Source organism: Colwellia sp. 5_MG-2023 (assembly GCF_030547795.1).
Taxonomy (GTDB): Bacteria; Pseudomonadota; Gammaproteobacteria; order Enterobacterales; family Alteromonadaceae; genus Colwellia.
This window is the reverse complement of the sequence record NZ_JAUOPW010000019.1, coordinates 34,840-54,813: the sequence shown is the minus strand read 5'-3', so window position 1 is coordinate 54,813 and position 19,974 is coordinate 34,840. Positions and strand designations below refer to the sequence as shown.

Annotated in this window: 17 protein-coding genes and 1 riboswitch; of the genes, 10 read left to right on the top strand and 7 right to left on the bottom strand. The window is 36.0% G+C overall.

The features are described 5' to 3' along the window. Positions 1–78: 78 nt before the first annotated feature. From Q4496_RS12890 to Q4496_RS12875, 4 genes are read left to right on the top strand one after another with little or no spacing between them, the layout of a single operon-like run. Positions 79–363, top strand: coding sequence for a YcgL domain-containing protein (locus tag Q4496_RS12890; protein WP_215972100.1), 285 nt, complete (start codon positions 79–81; stop codon positions 361–363). Next, the gene (locus Q4496_RS12885; protein WP_303610589.1) at positions 353–1,393 is read left to right on the top strand and encodes a lytic transglycosylase domain-containing protein; all 1,041 of its coding nucleotides are present in this window, start codon (positions 353–355) and stop codon (positions 1,391–1,393) included. Before Q4496_RS12890 ends, Q4496_RS12885 begins: the two co-directional genes overlap by 11 nt. A gap of 14 nt (positions 1,394–1,407) precedes the next feature. Next, positions 1,408–1,926, top strand: coding sequence for a YcgN family cysteine cluster protein (locus Q4496_RS12880; protein WP_215972102.1), 519 nt, complete (start codon positions 1,408–1,410; stop codon positions 1,924–1,926). A gap of 37 nt (positions 1,927–1,963) precedes the next feature. Beyond that, positions 1,964–2,830: a DMT family transporter gene (locus Q4496_RS12875; RefSeq protein ID WP_215972103.1), complete on the top strand. Its 867-nt coding sequence runs from the start codon at positions 1,964–1,966 to the stop codon at positions 2,828–2,830. A gap of 16 nt (positions 2,831–2,846) precedes the next feature. On the opposite strand, the gene Q4496_RS12870 is transcribed toward Q4496_RS12875, so the two are convergent. Next, the gene (locus Q4496_RS12870; protein WP_303610588.1) at positions 2,847–3,962 is read right to left on the bottom strand and encodes an ABC transporter substrate-binding protein; all 1,116 of its coding nucleotides are present in this window, start codon (positions 3,960–3,962) and stop codon (positions 2,847–2,849) included. A 177-nt stretch (positions 3,963–4,139) separates the two neighbouring features. Between Q4496_RS12870 and Q4496_RS12865 the strand changes: the two genes are divergently transcribed. The 3 genes from Q4496_RS12865 (at position 4,140) to icd (ending at position 8,638) form a co-directional block, all read left to right on the top strand. After that, entirely contained in the window at positions 4,140–5,687 is a 1,548-nt protein-coding gene (locus tag Q4496_RS12865) for a Re/Si-specific NAD(P)(+) transhydrogenase subunit alpha (RefSeq protein ID WP_303610587.1), read from the top strand. A 9-nt stretch (positions 5,688–5,696) separates the two neighbouring features. Continuing rightward, the gene (gene pntB, locus Q4496_RS12860) at positions 5,697–7,106 is read left to right on the top strand and encodes a Re/Si-specific NAD(P)(+) transhydrogenase subunit beta (protein WP_215972106.1); all 1,410 of its coding nucleotides are present in this window, start codon (positions 5,697–5,699) and stop codon (positions 7,104–7,106) included. 281 nt (positions 7,107–7,387) lie between these two features. Next, complete coding sequence (gene icd, locus Q4496_RS12855) at positions 7,388–8,638, top strand: NADP-dependent isocitrate dehydrogenase (protein ID WP_215972107.1); 1,251 nt, start codon at positions 7,388–7,390, stop codon at positions 8,636–8,638. A 119-nt stretch (positions 8,639–8,757) separates the two neighbouring features. Here icd and Q4496_RS12850 read toward each other — a convergent pair whose 3' ends face one another. Next, positions 8,758–9,519, bottom strand: coding sequence for an ElyC/SanA/YdcF family protein (locus Q4496_RS12850; RefSeq protein WP_303610586.1), 762 nt, complete (start codon positions 9,517–9,519; stop codon positions 8,758–8,760). A 329-nt stretch (positions 9,520–9,848) separates the two neighbouring features. Beyond that, a riboswitch (Lysine riboswitch) is annotated at positions 9,849–10,053 on the top strand. 130 nt (positions 10,054–10,183) lie between these two features. Here Q4496_RS12850 and lysC point away from each other — a divergent pair. From lysC to Q4496_RS12835, 3 genes are all read left to right on the top strand, one after another. Beyond that, the gene (lysC, locus tag Q4496_RS12845) at positions 10,184–11,563 is read left to right on the top strand and encodes a lysine-sensitive aspartokinase 3 (protein ID WP_303610585.1); all 1,380 of its coding nucleotides are present in this window, start codon (positions 10,184–10,186) and stop codon (positions 11,561–11,563) included. 472 nt (positions 11,564–12,035) lie between these two features. After that, positions 12,036–13,358 (top strand): sensor histidine kinase, encoded by a 1,323-nt coding sequence (locus tag Q4496_RS12840; RefSeq protein ID WP_303610584.1) that lies wholly within the window; start codon positions 12,036–12,038, stop codon positions 13,356–13,358. Then, entirely contained in the window at positions 13,358–14,005 is a 648-nt protein-coding gene (locus Q4496_RS12835) for a response regulator transcription factor (protein WP_303610583.1), read from the top strand. Before Q4496_RS12840 ends, Q4496_RS12835 begins: the two co-directional genes overlap by 1 nt. Before the next feature lie 19 nt (positions 14,006–14,024). Here Q4496_RS12835 and Q4496_RS12830 read toward each other — a convergent pair whose 3' ends face one another. The 5 genes from Q4496_RS12830 to Q4496_RS12810 all read right to left on the bottom strand — a co-directional run bounded on the left by Q4496_RS12830 (position 14,025) and on the right by Q4496_RS12810 (position 19,948). Beyond that, complete coding sequence (locus Q4496_RS12830) at positions 14,025–15,125, bottom strand: ABC transporter ATP-binding protein (RefSeq protein ID WP_215972112.1); 1,101 nt, start codon at positions 15,123–15,125, stop codon at positions 14,025–14,027. Between the two features lie 5 nt (positions 15,126–15,130). Beyond that, positions 15,131–16,612 carry an iron ABC transporter permease gene (locus Q4496_RS12825; protein WP_303610582.1) on the bottom strand — a complete coding sequence of 494 codons (1,482 nt, stop codon included), beginning with the start codon at positions 16,610–16,612 and terminating at the stop codon, positions 15,131–15,133. 158 nt (positions 16,613–16,770) lie between these two features. Beyond that, positions 16,771–17,796 (bottom strand): extracellular solute-binding protein, encoded by a 1,026-nt coding sequence (locus Q4496_RS12820; RefSeq protein ID WP_303610581.1) that lies wholly within the window; start codon positions 17,794–17,796, stop codon positions 16,771–16,773. 287 nt (positions 17,797–18,083) lie between these two features. Next, positions 18,084–19,652, bottom strand: a complete 1,569-nt coding sequence (locus tag Q4496_RS12815; protein WP_303610580.1) for a PepSY domain-containing protein — start codon at positions 19,650–19,652, stop codon at positions 18,084–18,086. After that, a complete protein-coding gene (locus Q4496_RS12810) occupies positions 19,649–19,948 on the bottom strand; it encodes a hypothetical protein (protein WP_215972116.1) in 300 nt (99 codons plus the stop codon). The genes Q4496_RS12815 and Q4496_RS12810 overlap by 4 nt, the downstream gene beginning before the upstream one ends. Positions 19,949–19,974 lie beyond the last annotated feature (26 nt).

Sequence of the window (19,974 nt, the reverse complement as noted above, 5' to 3'; positions counted from 1 at the left end):
TTTATTGTGTCATTGTATCGCATATCAATACGAGTGCGTGATATATTATGCATCCATTTCTTATCATAGGTCTCCATTATGCTATGTGCTATTTATAAAAGTGCTAAAAAAGAGCAAACATACCTTTTTGTTAAAACACGCGATGATTTTTCCTCAGTGCCTGAAGCATTAATGCTTACTTTTGGTACTCCTACATTGGTGACTTTAATTAATTTAGCAACGAAAGAAAAATTAGCATTTGCTGACTTAGCTAAAGTAAAAAGTAGCTTAGTAGAGCAGGGCTATTATTTACAGTTACCGCCACCAAAAGAAGATTTACTAAAACAGCACAAAGAATATATGGGAGGAGGGAATGAAATTTAATCATATTATTACTTCTTTATTAGCGGTTAGCTTGATAATTATACCGAGTAAAATATTACAAGCAAAAACATTGAGCGAAGTAGGCTTTAAAGAATACGTTATTGAATTAAAAGAAGAGGCGTTAGCACAAGGTTTCTCACAAAGCTTAATTGATGAAAGTTTTACTAATGTTAAATTTCATAAAAGAGCCGTAGCTGCTGACAGGAAACAACCTGAAAAAGTTGAAACATTAGATACTTATTTGCCAAAACGCATACCTGCTTGGAAAGTTGATAAAGCGAGAGCGTTATTTAAAGAGCATGAAGAAATACTAACAAAAATAGGTCAGGATTATGCTGTTCAACCACGATTTATTGTCGCGCTTTGGGGGCTAGAAACTAACTTTGGTAAATTTACCGGTGGTTATAATGTTATTTCTGCATTATCAACTTTAGCTTATGAAGGGCGTCGTGAAGCTTTTTTTAAAAAGCAATTATGGGCCGCATTAACTATTTTAAAAGAAGGACATATTAAAATAGATGATATGAAAGGTTCATGGGCTGGCGCAATGGGACAAAATCAATTTATGCCAACATCGTTCTTAGGTTATGCAGTTGATGGCGATGGCGATGGTAAAAAAGATATTTGGAAAAACCAAGTTGATATTTTTGCATCAATGGCTAATTACCTACAAAAAGAAGGTTGGAATAATGAGCTAACATGGGGACGCCAGGTTAAGTTACCAGAAAACTTTGATACATCATTAGCGATACCTCAAAATACAGGCAGTCGCAAAAATTGGTTAAAAGCTTGGGCTAAAACTGAGAAAAAGTTAGCGGAATGGCAAGCTTTAGGTATTCGCCGAACAGATGGCACGAGTCTTCCAAATGTAGATATTACTGCTGCGCTTGTTTTTCCTGATGGAATAAACGGACGTGCATATTTAGCATATGATAATTATAAAAGTTTAATGCATTGGAATTTGTCTTATTATTTTGTTAGTTCTGTTGGTCATTTATCTGATCAAATTAAATACCCACCAATTCAATAAGAATATTATTAATTATGACCGTTCTCCAAAAAGATGCACCATTTTGGCAAAGTAAATCATTAGCTGAAATGTCACGTAGTGAGTGGGAGTCGTTATGTGACGGCTGTGCTAAATGTTGCCTTAACAAATTTATTGATGATGAAGAGACTGATGATCACAGTGAACTACAACCTACTGATCATATAGAGGAAGGCGAGCAGGTCGTTTATTCTAATATTGCTTGTTATTTGTTAAATGAAAAAACTTGTCAATGTAGTCAATACGATAAAAGAACCACGTTAGTTCCTGATTGTGTGCAGTTAACACAAGATAATTTAGCAGACGTCTTCTTTATGCCGCCAAGTTGTACTTATCGTCGTTTGCAAGAAGGGCGAGGTATGCCATCTTGGCATCCGCTGCTTCACAAAGGGAAAAAATCGGCAATGCACAAAGCAGGTATGTCAGTTCGTGGAAAAATAGTCAAAGATGATGATGTTGCGCTTGAAGATTTTGAAGATTACATCGTTATCTGGCCTCTTCACGATCTTGATTAATCAACGTACTTATTAACTATAAAATTGACGTTAACCTATGACAGCTAAACAACAAAGCCTTTGGTTTCTTCATAGTGCAGTTCTACTTTTTGGCGGGACAGCGCTATTTTCTAAACTTATTGGTTTACCGGCGTTAGATATTACCGTATATCGTACTGGTGTTGCGGCAATTGTATTATTTATTTTACTTACAATTCAAAAAAAGAAAATTGCTCTCGCCAACCCAAAAGACTATGGCGTTGCTATATTACTTGGCGCTGTCGTAGGCATTCATTGGGTTACCTATTTTGCTAGTATGCAAATGGCTGGTGTCACTGTTGGGGTGATTGCTTTTTTTACTTATCCCGTTATCACTGTATTTTTAGAGCCGCTGTTAAGCAAGACTAAAAGTAGGCCTAAAGTTAAAGATATTGTTATTGCTGTTATTGTTTTAATTGGAATTTTTTTATTAATTCCTGAGATAAATTTAGGAAACCAAGTAACAGTAGGAATTATAATTGGTGTTATTTCAGCTTTCTTCTTTGCATTGCGAAATGTCCTTCATAAAAATTACTTTAGTCACTACTCTGGCCCACATACCATGTTATATCAGACTTTAGTTGCTTTTTTAATGTTAGGGTTATTTGTTGATGTTCCTCCACTCGAGGTGAGCACTAATGATTGGTTACTCGTTTTATTGGCAGGCGCCATTTTTACAGCTATGCCTCATGCCTTGTTTGCCTCATCTTTACGTCATTTATCCGCAACAACAGCAGGCCTTATTTCATGCTTACAACCACTATATGGAAGCGTTTTAGCATTTTTATTACTTAATGAAAGAGTTAATATCATGACTGTTATTGGTGGGATGTTGGTGATTAGCGCGGCATTGTTTGAAACTTGGTCAGTCAGTAAAGAGCGATAATCAGCTTATTTTCGCATTAATTCTCTATTTTTAAAGAATCACTAAAAGATAAGTAAACTTGATTTAGCCCTTGATGATTATTGGGTGAAAATGAAATATTTAGCCCATCTTGTTTATACTTAAAGGAATTAAACTCTTCTAGTAAGCATGCTCTTGTTAATTTTATTCCACACCGTTTGGCAACAAGATTAAAAACATGAGCATTAAGATATCCTTCTAACTGAAATTTATTAAAATCAACATATCCAGCTTGTTTCATATCACGAATAAATTTTTTACAAATGCGCCACTGACATTGATAGGGAGAAGGTATAACTTCACTTACTATTACTTTACTTGGATGCTCAAGTCTTGCAAAAAGATATGAACTTGATACAAATGATAGGGTGCTAAAATAAGCTCTGATTCCCTGTTCATAACCTAAGTTGATTAAATAACTTAGCGGCTGATAAGTACCAACAAAAATAACTGTATCTAATGGCATTGTTGCTAAATTATCAAGAACACGTTCAATATCATTCGTATTACGTTTATATCGCTCTGTTATAACAGGCACTATATTATATTTTTTGAAAATTTGTTCGTAACTTCTTTGAGCTGCTAAGCCAAACTCATCAGCTTGAATAACTAATGCTATCTTATTTACCTTTTTCGCTTCAATTAAAAACTCAATTTGCGCTTGAGCTTCTTGTAAATAGCTAGCCCGTAGATTGAAAATATTATTAATGACAGGAGTACGAAGGAAGTCTGCTCCGGTCAGTGGCATTAAAAAGGGGATATTAGATTGTTTTAAAATTGGCAAAATAGCATGAGAGCTAGGTGTTCCCATAAAATTGAGTAAGGCTAAAACTTCTTCTTGGATAATGAAGTTTTTAATGTTTTTAATAGTGTTCTTGGGTTCGTAAGCATCATCTAAGCTGATTAATTCAACCCGTTGACCATTAATTCCACCAGCATTATTCAGTTGTTCAAAATAAACAGTTGCGCCTCTACTAACCCCTTTACCAATATAAGAAGCTGGTCCTGTTAATGCATTCGACATGCCTAACTTTATATGACTTGCCGACCATGTTTGACCTGGAAAAAAAGTAACACTGACAATAAATGAAAAGAACAGAAAATTTTTAAACAATCGGAATAGGCCTATAAATAGAAAAAGAGTTATGCGTTATTGTCATATTAATTCTATAAGTTACTAAAGAATTATCAAGTAGTTAAAAAATAACTGAGCACAGGTGTTTAAAAATAACACTATAAGTGGTAAAACATTAAGCACTTAGTCCTTTTTATTAATTTTCAAAGGTGTTTTATGATCATTAGCATTCCCAAAGAGTCATTAAAGGGAGAAAACCGTGTTGCAGGGTCTCCTAGCTCTGTTAGTGCTTTAATCAAGTTAGGCTTTACTGTGCGAGTACAAAAAAGTGCTGGCACTAAAGCAAGTTTTACTGATGAAGAGTATAGCAAATCTGAGGCAGAAATAGTGACTAAAAAGGTTTGTTGGCAAAGTGACATAATCTTTAAGGTAAACCCTCCTACTTTAGATGAAGTGGCACTAATGAATGAAGGGACTACACTTATCAGCTTTATTGCACCAGCCCAAAATTCTGATTTATTAGCTGCGCTACAAGAAAAATCCATCACCACACTAGCGATGGAGATGGTACCTCGTATGACCCGTTCACAATCAATGGATGCATTGAGCTCAATGGCAAATATTGCTGGTTATCGTGCTGTTATTGAAGCCTCGCATCATTTTGGACGTTTCTTCACTGGGCAAATCACTGCTGCAGGTAAAATGCCACCTGCGAAAATAATGATTATAGGTGCTGGTGTTGCAGGTCTTGCCGCTATTGGTACTGCCAGTAGTTTAGGCGCCATTGTCAGGGCGTTTGATACACGACCAGAAGTAAAAGAGCAAATTGAAAGTATGGGGGCTGAATTTCTTGAGATGAATTATAACGAACCTGAAGAATCATTATCAAAAGGCCCAGGGGATGGTTACGCTAAAGAAATGAGTAAAGCATTTATTGATGCAGAAATGGCTTTATTTGCTGAACAAGCCAAAGACGTTGATATTATTATTACTACTGCCATGATTCCAGGCAAACCTGCGCCAAAACTGATTACAGATAAAATGGTGCAATCAATGAAAGCTGGAAGTGTAATTGTAGATCTAGCTGCGGCTGGCGGTGGTAATTGTGAATGTACTGTTGCGGGTAAAGTAGTTAACGCACATGATGTTAAAGTGATTGGTTATACTGATTTAGTGTCAAGATTACCAAATCAAGCATCTCAACTATATTCAAATAATTTATTAAATTTAGCTAAGCTACTCTGTAAAGAAAAAGACGGTACTTTAACTATCGACTTTGATGATGTAGTTATCCGTAATATGACGGTTGTGAATAAGGATGAAATTACTTTTCCGCCACCACCTATTCAAGTGAGCGCTTCACCGTCATCGACTAAAAAAGAAAAGGTAATGCCTGCTGTTGACGTAGTTGAAGCACCGGTATCATCGACAAAAAAATATGCCTTTATAACGGCAGGTATGGCATTGTTTGGTTGGATAGCTAATGTAGCACCTGCTGATTTTGTCACTCATTTTACTGTTTTTGTCTTGGCTTGTGTTATTGGTTACTACGTGGTGTGGAATGTTAGTCATTCTTTGCATACTCCTTTAATGAGTGTCACTAATGCAATTTCAGGCATCATTATTGTGGGGGCGTTATTACAAATCAGCTCTGAAAATATTTTAGTTCAAATACTCGCAGCGCTAGCTATTTTGGTCGCCACAATAAATATAGTGGGTGGCTTTAAAGTGACTAGTCGTATGTTAAAAATGTTTAGTAAGTAGGAGAACTGTATGGAATCCACACAAATTGCGTCCAATGGTTTTATCAGTGCAGCTTATGTTGTTGCAGCATTACTTTTTGTGTTTAGTTTAGCTGGATTAAGTAAACAAGAAACCGCCAAGCAAGGTAACTTATACGGCATGATTGGTATGGGCATTGCGTTGATGGCGACAATTTTTAACCCCGCAGTGACTAGCATTTGGCTTATCGTGCTTGCCATGATCATTGGTGCAGGCATAGGGTTGAAGTTAGCCAATAAAGTTGAAATGACACAAATGCCTGAGCTTGTCGCTATATTACATAGCTTCGTTGGCTTAGCTGCAGTATTGGTTGGTTTTAATAGTTACTTTGAGGCTGGTCATCACGTTATCATAACCGCCAGCCAACAAACGGCCATGAATATTTATCTAACTGAAATTTTCTTAGGTATCTTTATTGGCGCTGTTACTTTTACTGGATCTATTGTAGCTTTTGGTAAGTTAAGTGGCTCTATTAGCTCTAGTGCTTTGGCGTTACCACATCGTCATAAAATGAACCTTGCTGCTGGCGTTGTTTCCTTTGTTTTAATGATTATCTTTGTGCAAAATGGAGGATCAAATTTCCCACTGTTTTTAATGACCGTTATTGCTCTAGCGTTTGGTTGGCACCTTGTTGCTTCTATTGGAGGAGCCGATATGCCGGTTGTGGTATCAATGCTGAATTCATATTCAGGTTGGGCAGCCGCCGCAGCAGGTTTTATGTTAAGTAATGATTTGTTGATTATCACTGGCGCATTAGTTGGATCATCAGGTGCTATTTTATCTTATATCATGTGTAAAGCGATGAACCGATCATTTATCAGTGTTATCGCTGGCGGTTTTGGTACAACGGTAGTGATTGATGAAGATAAAGATTATGGAGAACACCGCGAAATACAAGTAGAAGCGGTTGCTGACTTGTTACGAAGTGCTAAGTCTGTAGTCATAGCACCAGGCTACGGTATGGCTGTTGCTCAAGCACAATACCCGGTATATGAACTGACTCAACAATTAATAAGTAAAGGGATTGATGTACGTTTTGCTATTCATCCTGTTGCGGGTCGGTTACCTGGGCACATGAATGTATTACTCGCGGAAGCAAAAGTACCCTACGATATAGTGTTAGGCATGGATGAAATCAACGATGATTTTCCTAATACTGATGTGGTATTGGTTATTGGCGCTAATGATACTGTAAACCCTGCGGCTAATGATGATCCTAACAGTCCAATTGCAGGCATGCCTGTACTTGAAGTTTGGCATGCAAAAGAAGTCATCGTCTTCAAGCGCTCAATGAATACAGGTTATGCCGGTGTTCAAAATCCTTTGTTTTTTAAAGATAACACGCAAATGCTTTTTGGTGATGCTAAAACTACAACCGAACAAATATTTAGAGCTTTGTAATGTTAAATATTCATTATAAAAATAATATTCAGCAAATAAATAGTAGGTATTGACGGTGAGGTTATAGTGTAAAGGCGCTTTTTGCTTTACTTTAGATACAATGAAAGTTTAAATCATAATTGTTGAAAGCTAAGTTAATTTTAATTAAATCTCAATTAAGCTCAAGTAACAAAATGATATTTTAAAAACTTAATTTTCATGATGTTTAGCTTTTGTCGCTACCATGATATAAATATTTTAAACATTTTTAATGTTCATTCTTCCAATTAGGAGAGCGCTTTATGACAAGTAAAATCACAATTCCCAGTTCAGGCGATAAAATCACGGTATCTAACGGTAAATTAGTCGTGCCAAATAACCCAATCATTCCTTTTATTGAGGGGGATGGTATTGGTATTGATGTTACGCCACCTATGATTAAAGTCGTTGATGCTGCTGTCGAAAAAGCTTATGGCACCAAGAAGAAAATTGCTTGGATGGAAGTATATGCCGGTGAGAAAGCAACGCAAGTATATGATTCTGAAACTTGGCTACCAGATGAAACATTAGAAATGTTTAAAGAATATAAAGTTGGTATTAAAGGGCCATTAACTACCCCTGTGGGCGGCGGTATGCGTTCTTTAAATGTAGCGTTACGTCAAATACTCGATTTATATGTATGTCAGCGTCCAGTGCAATGGTTTACCGGCGTACCAAGTCCGGTGAAAAAGCCATTTGAAGTAGATATGGTAATTTTCCGTGAAAATACAGAAGATATTTATGCCGGTATTGAATATCAAGCAGGTAGTGATAGTGCTAAGAAGATGATTAACTTCTTAACTGAAGAAATGGGGGTCACCAAAATTCGTTTTACTGAAAATTGTGGTATCGGTATTAAACCTGTTTCTAAAGAAGGCACTCAACGTTTAGTTCGTCAAGCGATCCAATATGCTATCGATCATAATAGAGACTCAGTAACGTTAGTACATAAAGGTAATATTATGAAATTTACTGAGGGTGCATTTAAAGATTGGGGTTATGAATTAGCGTGTGAAGAGTTTGGAGCAGAATTAATAGATGGTGGTCCTTGGTGTCGTATTAAGCATCCTAAAACAGGCAAAGAAATCATTATAAAAGATGTAATTGCAGATGCAATGTTACAGCAAGTATTGTTACGTCCTGCTGAGTACAGTGTTATTGCAACACTGAATTTAAATGGTGATTATTTGTCTGATGCCTTAGCGGCACAAGTTGGTGGTATTGGTATTGCACCAGGTGCTAACTTAAATGATGAAGTTGCCATTTTTGAAGCAACTCACGGTACTGCGCCTAAATATGCGGGGAAAAATAAAGTTAACCCAGGTTCGGTAATTCTATCTGCTGAAATGATGCTACGCCATATGGGGTGGGTTGAAGCAGCCGATTTACTACTAAAAGGTATGTCTGGCGCTATTGGTGCAAAAACAGTAACGTATGATTTTGAACGCCTAATGGATGATGCAACCTTGGTTACTTGTTCTCAATTTGGTGATTGTATTATTGAAAATATGTAACTAAGCCTATGTGAGCTAACGTAACTAAGTAAATATAAACAAAGTAAAAGCATTAAAACCAGTATTATCTAAGATGATACTGGTTTTTTTAGGTTTACAGTTAATACTATTATTTGATTTTAAAGTAGGCTTTTTAACCACTGCACAAAAAGACCTAAACTTTCGTACCAGGCAGCGGTTGTTATCTGCAGAGATTTACTTTTAGGAACGTAATACCCCCAACCTTTAGGACCATTTATATTTTTAACCATAAAGCCTGTTGGTGCAGGTATTGGCTCTACTCCTTGTGCTTGAAAGTATTTTATTGCTCTTAGCATATGACTTGCATTGGTTACTAATACAACATTATGTCCTTGTACTCTAGGACCAATTAATTGCGCTTCTTCTTCAGTATCTTTAGGGAAATTTTCTGTCATGATTTTATTGGCAGGTACACCTAAAAGAACTAAAGATTGCTTCATTGTTTGAGCATGAGATAACTGATCCTTAATATAATAACCTGACGTGATAATCGTTGCTTCTGGATGTAATTGATAGATCCTTAATACTTCAACTAATCTTTCTAATGAGTTTGTATTAAGTTGGCTAGTTACGGGTAAGGCATCATTAGCAACGTGCCAACCTCCTAGCACTATAATGTAGTCAACAGGTTTACTAGAATGAGTAAAGCTTTCATATTTATTTTCAATATTTACCATTAACTTATCAGAAACCACTGGCATAGAGGATATAGTTAATAATAATACTGCTGAGATTAAGTACTTAACGCTTCTTTTTGGGCGTTTTCGACAATACAAAAGTGATAAGGTTAATAAAATTAACACTAAATTAATCGGCATAATTGCAGCCGAAATAACTTTTTTTAGTAAAAATAAATCCATTAGGCTCTACATAAGCTAGTAATACATGTTTGTAGCTAAACTATAACAAATGTAACTGTAAAATTGGGGAAAGTTATGCGCACAAAAAAATTGCATTGTATTTTTCTACTATTTTGCTTTATGTGCTTAGTTGTTTCTTAAGTTTTAGTCACTGTTTAGTCATCTTTAGTTAAATAGAAATAGGCTTTATTAGTATTGACTATTAAATATAAAAATTATTATTCCAAATTAACTCTCTTTATAGCCATCTAAAAGTCTATTGCAATTACTACTGAATTCATGTCTAATAGACGGGTTGTTTATACACTTTTAATTTAAGTGATATATACAACACCAGAAGAGGAGCGATAACTAGATAGATAACGTTATACTGAAAAGTATTAGGAACCACATTCCAACATACGTTATTGAAGGAGATTATCGCCGAGAACATAAACACCGTGGCTGTTTACGTTCGGTCACTAAGGCTGAATCCTTAGGACTGTCACCTGATTTTAGTGTCTGTATAGACTAAGGTGGAGAGCTTCTGGCTGAAAAAGTTACTATGCTCTATGCCTATATTGTTAAATAGGCTAGCCTGTCGAACTGTTCAGTCATGCTCTTCCTGTTTTAATTAGTGAGTATTATTTACTAATGTAAATTATTGTATTTAGGAAGATTACCCATGGTACACCCAAGTTCACCAAAAGAAAATTTATCCCTTACCGTTGCTAAATTTGGCGGTACAAGTGTTGCTGACTTTCCCGCTATGTTGCGTTGCGCTCAGATTATTAAAAATGACTGTAGTAATCGCTTAGTGGTTGTATCTGCTAGTGCAGGCGTTACCAACTATTTAGTACGCTTAAGCCAAGCAAATTTATCCCTTGATGAACAAGCAGATATTATTGATAAAATTCAAGCTATTCAGTTAAATATTACTCAACATTTGGCAAAAGATGTTGAGCAAGCTTTAAATACTGAAATAAAAGGGTTACTTAAAGAGTTAGCAACGCATGCGTTAAAACAATCGCAACAGCATAGTGTTAAGCAAGGTGATGCCATTCTGTCATTTGGTGAGCAGTTAAGTTCACGTATCTTTGCGCAAGTTTTACAGTCTATTGATGTTAACGGTGCTTATTTTAATGTACAGCAAGTTATGAAAACTAATAGCTTATACGGCAAAGCAGTGGTAGATATAGAGCAATTAAGTTTAGCATGTACAGAGCTTTTAGCGCCTAAATTGACTCAACAAGTATTAGTAACACAAGGCTTTATTGGTCAAGATGGTTTAGGTGAAACAACAACCTTAGGTCGTGGTGGCTCTGATTATAGTGCGGCTTTATTGGCTGAAGCACTTCATGCGAATAATTTATCAGTATGGACTGATGTTGTTGGCATTTTTACCACCGATCCTCGTATAACCGATCAGGCGCGTGCTATAAAAGAAATTAGTTTTGGTGAAGCAGCTGAAATGGCAACTTTTGGTGCCAAAATATTACATCCAGCTACTTTGATCCCAGCAATGCGTCAGAACATCCCTGTTTTTGTTGGTTCAAGTAAAGAGCCTGAAAAAGGTGGAACACAAATCAAAAAATCGGTCGCCTCTAATCCTACTTACCGGTCAATCGCCTTAAGACGAGAGCAAACCTTAGTCACAGTTAAAAGCCCGGCTATGTTACACGCGAGTGGTTTTTTAGCACAAGTATTTGGTATTTTAGCTAAACATGAGCTGAGTGTAGACTTAATTACTACCAGTGAGATTAGTGTCGCCCTCACTTTTGATAACCCAAGTGGCTCTACACAAGCGTTAATAACATCAACAGTCGTAGAAGAATTAGAGCAGCTTTGTGAAGTAACCGTTGAACATGGTCTGTCATTAGTTGCTGTTATTGGCAATGGCTTAGATTGTGCAAAAGGCATAGGGCAACGTATTTTTCAAACGATTAATGACATCAGCGTTCGTTTAATTTGTCATGGGGCAAGTGCCAATAACTTATGCTTCTTAGTGAATGAGCGAGATGCGAATAATGTTGTTGAGAAACTACATGGAGAATTATTTAACTAATCTTTTTGCACTCTACTAGTATTAACTTTTCCTCGTCATTTATTATTACCAAGTAGGAGCTCCGATTTTACTTGGTAATAAATCATTCCAAAAGCCCCTTAGCACCATCTAAAGCAGTAAACTATCAATTATTGCTTTCTTTAATTGCGACTCCTTCATCTTAATAATTGGTATATCCTGTTTATATCTCCTTGTTATTATTTTAATACCCAATTACCCAATTAATCATCTCACCGATTATATTCTCATCACTGATATTGTCATTTCGAGTGTAGTGCAAAAGTATGAGAAATATAATTCGAACGTACAGTGCCTATATTAAATATGATGCGTATGATTGATTATATAAAACAAACATAAGGAAAAAAATTTTAGGGGTGTTGTCTCTTAAATTTTTGATATTTTTAGCACTTATAGTTCAATTAGCTCGTGCATTTTTTATCTTATTCACCTCATTATTGGAATTCTACAAATGAGTATACGTGCTCTGATCAATATGAGAATAATTGCATCAGTACTGTTGATTTTAATTTTCAGTGCAATTATTGCTGTATGGCAGGCAAGAAGCTCAGTAGAGCGAGAAGTGAATTCTTCAATTAACTTAGCCGTACAAATGATTGAATTTGGCCTTAATCAAAGCTCTTCCACTAGTGAAGAGAAAGACGCATGGCTAGACAAGATTGCCACAATGCAACCAGTAAGGCATTTAAATATTTCTGTCAAAAAGAGTGTAAATCAAGTTAAAAATACCCATGCTACTAAGCTAAATGATGATTTAAAGGATGAGAAAAAATCGACACCTCATTGGTTTGTAAAGTCAGTTATGGTCGACTTTTTTATACATCATTATGATATTAAAATTGCGGATGGATCTATCAAAGCGATTGTTATTACCGCGAATCCAATGGATGAAATAAATGAAGCTTGGCAAGAAACAAAGTCTTTTTTTTGCTCTATTGTGTTAATGCTTTTTATTATGTTTTTGACAGTGAACCTAGTGTTTAATGCAATGTTGGATTCCGTTAAAGCTATTTTAACTGGACTTAAACAAGTTGAAAAAGGGCACTTTGATCATGTACTACCTCACTTTAAAATTAGTGAATTTGATGCAATAGCGTTAGAAATTAATGGTATGTCATCAGCCCTTAAAACGGCTCAAGAGAAGAACCAAGCTTTGGCGCGCCACAGTATGCAAATTCAAGAAGCTGAAAGACAAAATCTGTCTCGAGAGTTACATGATGAAATGGGGCAATCGTTAACAGCAATCAAGGCAATGGCGATTACATGTCAACAACCTAAGACAAATGTAAAGGTAGTAACTAGTTCAATTGTTGATATTTGTAACCATCTATCTGTGGTCGTTCGTTCTATGATGAGAACATTACACCCATTAAGTTTGTCAGAGCTTGGCTTAGGAGCCACCTTATCTGAGCTGGTTAGAGAATGGCAAAGACGAAGTAGTGAGGTTCAGTTCGATTTAGATTACGACCAAGCTTTAGAGAATTTAAGTCACGATATTACTATTCATGTCTATCGAATTGTTCAGGAGTGCTTAACCAATGTTGTTCGACATGCAAATGCAACTAAAGTGGTTATTTTAGTCGTTAAACGCGGTGATAAAGTCATGATTACTGTATCTGATAATGGTCAAGGAAAACAGCTTAATACTCCTGGCTTTGGTTTGTTGGGAATGCGCGAGCGAGCTGAAAATTTAGGCGGAACATTTACATTTGAATCTGTATTAAATACCGGTGTTAATGTTGTTGTGGAATTACCTTACTGGGAGGAAAAGTAATGGAAACAAAAAAAATTAAAGTTCTATTAGTTGATGACCATATGGTTGTTAGGGCAGGGTTTAGAATGTTGCTCGACTCTCAACCCTATATTGGTGATATTGTAGACATTGAACGCGGTGAACTGGCCGTGAAGGAGTATGAACGTTTCCAACCTGATGTTGTTGTGATGGACTTGTCAATGCCGGGTATTGGTGGTTTAGAAGCTATTCGTCGCCTTTGCAAGCATTACCCTAATGTACTTATTTTAGTTTATAGTATTCATGATGAAAAAGTTTATATTGAACGTGCATTAGAAGCAGGTGCACGTGGTTATGTTAGTAAGAATAGTGCTGCTGAAGTATTAGCGCAGGCGGTTGCTGTTATTGCTAGCGGTAAACGTTATATTGAACAAGGCTTAATGCCGGAAGTAAATGATATATGCTTAACCGAAGCTAAAAAACCAAAGCATAAACTTAAGCTTTTATCGCCACGTGAATTTGATGTGTTTCGCTTACTTTCAAAAGGGTTAAATGCTCATAATGTCGCTAGCGAGCTTTGTTTAAGTTATAAAACTATTTGCAATTACAATACACAAATTAAAAGTAAACTGAATGCGAATACCTCAGCTGATCTTGCTAATATAGCGATGGTAAATAATATTATTTAGGCCAGACTAATTTTTTACTTTATTGATATATTTGGTATGGATGCGGTTTAATTTTTATCGCTATTTTTTGACCTAGAGCGAGTAACATCTCACTATAAAAACTAAGTTGTTTAAAAGCTAATGATGAATCTCTTTCAATGCTACTGAGTAAATAACGAAATCCTTGTTCAGTAACGGCAATATTATCTACTGTTACATTAACCTTTTCATCCTCACAATACTCAATAGCTTGCGGTTTTAACAAGAATTGTAAGGTTTGTGAATTCTTATTATTGGCTTCATTATTCGTGTCTACAATTGCTGAATTGGTTGATGAAAAACTGCCGATGGCTGTTTGGTATTCATTACCTTTGGCCTTTACGGGTATCCAACTACCTAATTGTAAAAAGTCAGCAACTTGCCAACTACTCGGCGATTGGCAAACTGAAGCAGGGCTGCCTGTTTGTAAAATTCTTCCTTGGTGCATAACCGCTATTTTATCTGCAAAAGTAAAAACTTCATCTTTGTTATGTGTAACAAAAATAGCACTCATTTTTAGTTGCTTTAAAAGCTGGCGCATTTCTAACATTAATTCATTACGCAAACGGGCATCAATATTTGAAAAAGGTTCGTCTAATAATAATAATTTAGGCTGAAGGGCCAATGCTCGTGCAATAGCAACCCTTTGCTGCTGGCCGCCAGATAGCTGATGAGGATATCTTGATTCTAAACCGGTTAACTTAAGTAAATGTAGTAGATCAGCCGTGCGTGTTTCTTGTTCACTTTTAGGTAATTTATCAATACCAAAATAGATGTTTTTCTTAACCGATAAGTGAGGAAATAATGCATAGTCTTGAAAAATCATACCAATATTACGATGTTCTGGTGGTATGTTTTTAGAGGGACTAATAGTCAGTATATTCATCGCAGTTTGCGTACTATTGTTTATTTTTAATTCACCAGTACTCAGCTCATTAAAGCCCGCAATGGTATTAAGTAATGTTGTTTTACCACAACCGCTAGGACCTACTAGACCAAGTATTTCACCAAAATTTAAGGTCAAATTAGTATCTGATAAAATGATTTTTTTTTGTAATTTCACCGAAAGCTGTTTGATGCTTAATAATTCAATGTTGTTCATTTATGTTATTTCCTTTCTTTATTAAGCCAAACAATAGGTAGTAATCCCAGAAGAACAATCAAAATAGCGCCCAATGCACCTTGCTCTAGCATTTCATCAGAGATTAATTGATAAATTTGAATACTCAGGGTTTCAAAGTTAAAAGGCCTTAATAATAGTACGGCTGGCAACTCTTTCATCGACTCAACAAATACCAATAACCAAGCCACTAAAATAGAAGGCTTTAGGATAGGAATATGTATTTTTATTAGCATTTTACCTAAGCCGGCACCTAAACTTGCTGGGGCTAAGTCGACAGATCTCGGTATTTGTTCAATACCACTGGATATTGTGCCATTAGCAATAGCGGCAAAACGAACTACAAAAGCAAAAACGACAGCAAAAATAGTACCTGATAATAATAATCCTGGAGAGTCTAATCTTAAATAATCAGCGACTTCATTAAGCATGTGATCTAATGGGCCGAAAGTCGCGAGTAATACCATCGCCAAGACTGTACCAGGAATAGCATAACCGAAACCTGCCAAACTTAATGGAAGCATACGCCATTTATCTTGGCTAAGTCTACGATACAAACCGAATAATAGAGCTAAAAAAGTTGCAATAGTTGCAGCATAAAAAGATACCTCAATGCTGTTAATGCTTGGCGGTAATAGTGCTATTAGTTGATTTAGGTCACTGTATTCAAATGCCATAATAATCAATAAAATGAAAGGTGCAAGGAAGCCTGCGAATACTAATATCCAACAAAAAGCACCAATGAAACATTGTTGTATAAAAGATAATTTTATTACTTCTATATTTTTATTGGGCCTGTTTGACTGATGCCCTTGTCCAGCTCTTGCACGTTGCTCTGCTACAACCACAAAAAATATTAACAACATTAAGATACTTGCTAACGCGTTTGCAGCGGCTAAGTCGCCATAACCTAACCAAGTATCGTATATCGCTGTTGTAAGTGTATTAACCGCAAAATAATTTACCGTAGCAAAATCGGCTAATGTTTCCATCAGAACTAAACTTGCAGCGACTGCAATAGCAGGACGCGCCAAAGGTAGGGCAACTTTTAAAAAGCTTTGTTTTGATGATAAACCTAATAGACGTCCGGCTCTTAATAAGTTTTGATCTTGTTGTTCAAATGCAGTTCGTGCCAACATATAAACATAAGGAAACAATACTAATGCCAGAATAACGGCGGCGCCGGGTAAAGTGCGTATATCAAAAAACCAGTAGTCATTTGGCGATTGCCAATTAAACCAATAGCGTAATGCGCGTTGAACTGGCCCTGCATAATCAAAAACATCAGTATAAAGATAAGCAACTAAATACCCTGGCATTGCCATGGGTAATAAAAGCAGCCATCGTAGAAACCGTTTACCTACTATATTGGTGTGAACAATAAAGGCCGCACTAAAGGTACCAAAAATTAAGGTAAGGCAAACGACCAGTACACCAAGTATTAGCGTATTAGTAATATAATCTGGCAAAACCGTTTGCCAAAGATGAGAGAATAAGTCACTCGACGAACTGAGACTCGCTAACAACATTACTACGATAGGTATTACGAGTAGTAATGCTATTAACCAACAGACAGTTCGCCAGAGATTATTTTTTAACGGGGCAATCAAGGAGTAATTATATCATCTTATAAATCAAATTTAGCTTGATCAATTAATTTAAGGGCTTCTTTTCTATATTTCGCAATAGTTTCTAATGGTAAGTCATCGGCTTTAAACTTACCCCATGAAGCAACTAACTCAGAAGGCATTACATCAGCTCTTACTGGATATTCTACATTTGTTTCTGCATAAAGTTGTTGTGCTTCTTTTGATATTAAAAATGCCATTAATTGTTTAGCATTGCCAGTATTAGGAGAGAACTTTGCCATTCCCATGCCAGATATATTCACATGAGCACCACGGTTACTTTGATTAGGAAAGTTAATGTTTACCGCTTCAGCCCATACTTTTTGTTTTTCGTCTGATAGCATTCTACCGAAGTAATAGCTATTTCCTAGTGAAATATCACATAAGTTTTGATGAATAGCTTGTACTTGTCCTCGATCATTGCCTTGAGGTTTACGTGCTAAATTTGCTTTGAATTTTTCTAACCAAACAAGTGTCTCTGCGCTACCATGTTCAGCAATCATAGAAGAGACTAGTGCGATGTTATAAGCGTGTTTACCACTTCGTGTACAAATTCTACCTTTATACTTACTATCAGCTAAGTCTTCATAATTAATATCTAATGTGCCTAAACGTTTGGCAGAATAAATATTTCGTACACGCGTTGTTAATGCAAACCAAGTATTGTCTTTTGCTCTGTATTGACTAGGAATAACATCAAGTAATACTTCAGCGTCATTTGCTTGTAGTAAGTTACGGTCCTGTAATTCAATAAGTCGACTAATATCTGTAGTTAATAATACATCTGCAGGGCTATGTTTACCTTCACGCTCTAGACGTTCTGCCATGCCTGTTTTAGCAAAAATAACATTTACTTTGATGCCGGTATTTTCAGTGAACTTGTCGAACAGAGGCTTAACTAAAAATGCTTGGCGATAAGAATACACATTGACTTCTTCATTCGCGTGTACAAGAGAAGATGAAATAAGACATAGGCTAGTAAAGGTCAACAGGATTTTTTTTCTAATCTTGGTTATTTGAGGCATAACATAATTCTGACAATATGATGTCAGTCTCTTTAATAGGTTTTTAATACAAATAGGGGGGCAAGATTAAAGAAAACATTGTACTATGTCAATGTCATTTGATAACCATTCTCATTTGATTTATTTAGATGTAGTAAATATTACGTTATTCTATTAATCACTGCTTTTAATATTTATATTCCTCATTATTAATTAGGCCCAACATAATAAGATCAGCCTTCTACTTTTGTTAATTATACTTTAGGTAGAAGGCAATAATGGCTTATTAATATACGTTTAATAAATTGTTATAACGCCCAAATACTATTACGCTCTCCAAAATATGCGCGTTTTTTAGTTTTTAGTGCTCCATAATAAAATATAGCGGCAAAAATTAAAGCGGATATATCAATAGCACTATTGCTATACGCATTTAAATTCCACTGGCTAAAGATTGGTGTTGTTATAGCAACAAGTGTTGTAATAGGAATACATAAACAAGTTAAAGCAATGATTTTTTGCATATGAATAGCACTTTTTGCGGCGCCAAAAACAAAGCTATAAATTAAAACAGCAAAAAATACTAGGTAGTAACAAGTTACATAACTATTGTTAATTTTTGCGTTAATCAAATATAACCACTTACTTGCTAATAAAGTAACAACGACCGCTAATATCGAGCCTAAACATACACCAATAGTTAGATTAGCCATAAAACGGTTAGATTTACTATGAATCGGTTTCTTTTGTCTTCGTTTTTCTAACCAAAGCAAGTTACCGCTGTAAAATAAAAAAGCACCGAGTAAGCCCATCACAAAGTACAACCAACGGCCTAATTCACCGCCAAATCCACCAAAGTGTAAAGAAAAGAAGCTCGCGACATAAGAAACGTAATAATCGTCTTCGCTCATTGAAATACTGCTAAATGCAGGAGCAAGAGTGTAAGGGTTCATGTAAATAAAGTCGCCAGTGTTATTACGCATCATTTCAGCTGTATTCATCACACTTATTGCAACAGAAGGGCGTTGAGTTGATAAGCGCGAAAACTCAATGTATTTGATACTATAACCCTCAGTTAGCTCATTGACCTTATCTATATATGTTGAAATAGGTGGTAGTTGGCTCGCAGAGTAGTTTACTGGCGCACTTTTCGCTTGTTCAAATATGGGTTGTTTACCATATACTAAGTCTAAACCATCATATAATACGTCGTGAAAAGCAAATACCACAACAGACCAAGCAATTATTAAATGAAAAGGAAGACTCACAACGCCAACTAGGTTATGGCTGTCTAACCAAAATCGGTTTGCGCCTTTATTTTTTCTAACAGAAAAAAAAGTTTTTACTAACGTAGGTAGTAGAAAAATAACACCTGAAACTAAGGCTAAAAAGTAAAGTATAGAAGCAACACCAAGCACTAAAACACCTAGGTTTTCGTGTCCAACTTTTCCTGCAATACCTGCCGTACGGTGTAACATGTCAATTAAATCACCTAGTTCATTGGTAGGCTCCGTTCGAGTAATTAAATCTCCTTGAGCTGATAGGGTGGCATGCACCATAACATTATCTAAATATAAACCTCGTCCTCCTTTTTTTTCATACCAAGTCATCGGGGAGCTTGCGTCATTGAAATTTATTTTAAAACCTTGTTGCGCGTTTTCTGAGGTGTCTAGGGCTTTAGTGATTAAATTATCTATTTTATCTATAGTGACCTGTGGAAGGTGATGACTTGGAGGCGTTGCCCATTGAGTAATTTCTTCCTCAAACATAGTAAGGGAGCCAGCATAAAAGCCGATAAATAAAACTAAGCCAGCAACAATGCCTGTCCATGTATGTACAGATTGGTAGGTTCTAAGTATATCGCCACGAACTCTCATGATAACCACCTTAAAAGAAAAAATACGCTGTAAACGATAATGTTCGCAGATAATAGATATACAACAGCTTTTAACGCTGTTTTAAATAAATAGGTAAATGACAATACAAACAATGCAATGGGAGAAAGCACCCACATATTGAATTGACCTTTTGCAGGGGCATCCAAGCCTCCAGGACCAAACCAAGCAAAAATAGCAACAAAAGCGTAAGCTAATGTTAAACCAAAAATTGTTCCGGCAAATGTTTTAACCCACCAATGGGGTTGAATCTTTTGTTCTGAGGTTAACCTACTCATGATGATGCTCCTTTATTAGAGCCGTT

Coding starts and splice junctions, on each gene's coding strand:
- Q4496_RS12890 (WP_215972100.1), top strand. CDS start 79: ATGCTATGTGCTATTTATAAAAGTGCTAAAAAAGAGCAAACATACCTT.
- Q4496_RS12835 (WP_303610583.1), top strand. CDS start 13,358: ATGGAAACAAAAAAAATTAAAGTTCTATTAGTTGATGACCATATGGTT.
- Q4496_RS12815 (WP_303610580.1), bottom strand. CDS start 19,652: ATGAGAGTTCGTGGCGATATACTTAGAACCTACCAATCTGTACATACA.
- Q4496_RS12880 (WP_215972102.1), top strand. CDS start 1,408: ATGACCGTTCTCCAAAAAGATGCACCATTTTGGCAAAGTAAATCATTA.
- Q4496_RS12830 (WP_215972112.1), bottom strand. CDS start 15,125: ATGAACAACATTGAATTATTAAGCATCAAACAGCTTTCGGTGAAATTA.
- Q4496_RS12885 (WP_303610589.1), top strand. CDS start 353: ATGAAATTTAATCATATTATTACTTCTTTATTAGCGGTTAGCTTGATA.
- Q4496_RS12875 (WP_215972103.1), top strand. CDS start 1,964: ATGACAGCTAAACAACAAAGCCTTTGGTTTCTTCATAGTGCAGTTCTA.
- Q4496_RS12820 (WP_303610581.1), bottom strand. CDS start 17,796: ATGCCTCAAATAACCAAGATTAGAAAAAAAATCCTGTTGACCTTTACT.
- Q4496_RS12810 (WP_215972116.1), bottom strand. CDS start 19,948: ATGAGTAGGTTAACCTCAGAACAAAAGATTCAACCCCATTGGTGGGTT.
- Q4496_RS12850 (WP_303610586.1), bottom strand. CDS start 9,519: ATGGATTTATTTTTACTAAAAAAAGTTATTTCGGCTGCAATTATGCCG.
- Q4496_RS12840 (WP_303610584.1), top strand. CDS start 12,036: ATGAGTATACGTGCTCTGATCAATATGAGAATAATTGCATCAGTACTG.
- Q4496_RS12865 (WP_303610587.1), top strand. CDS start 4,140: ATGATCATTAGCATTCCCAAAGAGTCATTAAAGGGAGAAAACCGTGTT.
- icd (WP_215972107.1), top strand. CDS start 7,388: ATGACAAGTAAAATCACAATTCCCAGTTCAGGCGATAAAATCACGGTA.
- pntB (WP_215972106.1), top strand. CDS start 5,697: ATGGAATCCACACAAATTGCGTCCAATGGTTTTATCAGTGCAGCTTAT.
- lysC (WP_303610585.1), top strand. CDS start 10,184: ATGGTACACCCAAGTTCACCAAAAGAAAATTTATCCCTTACCGTTGCT.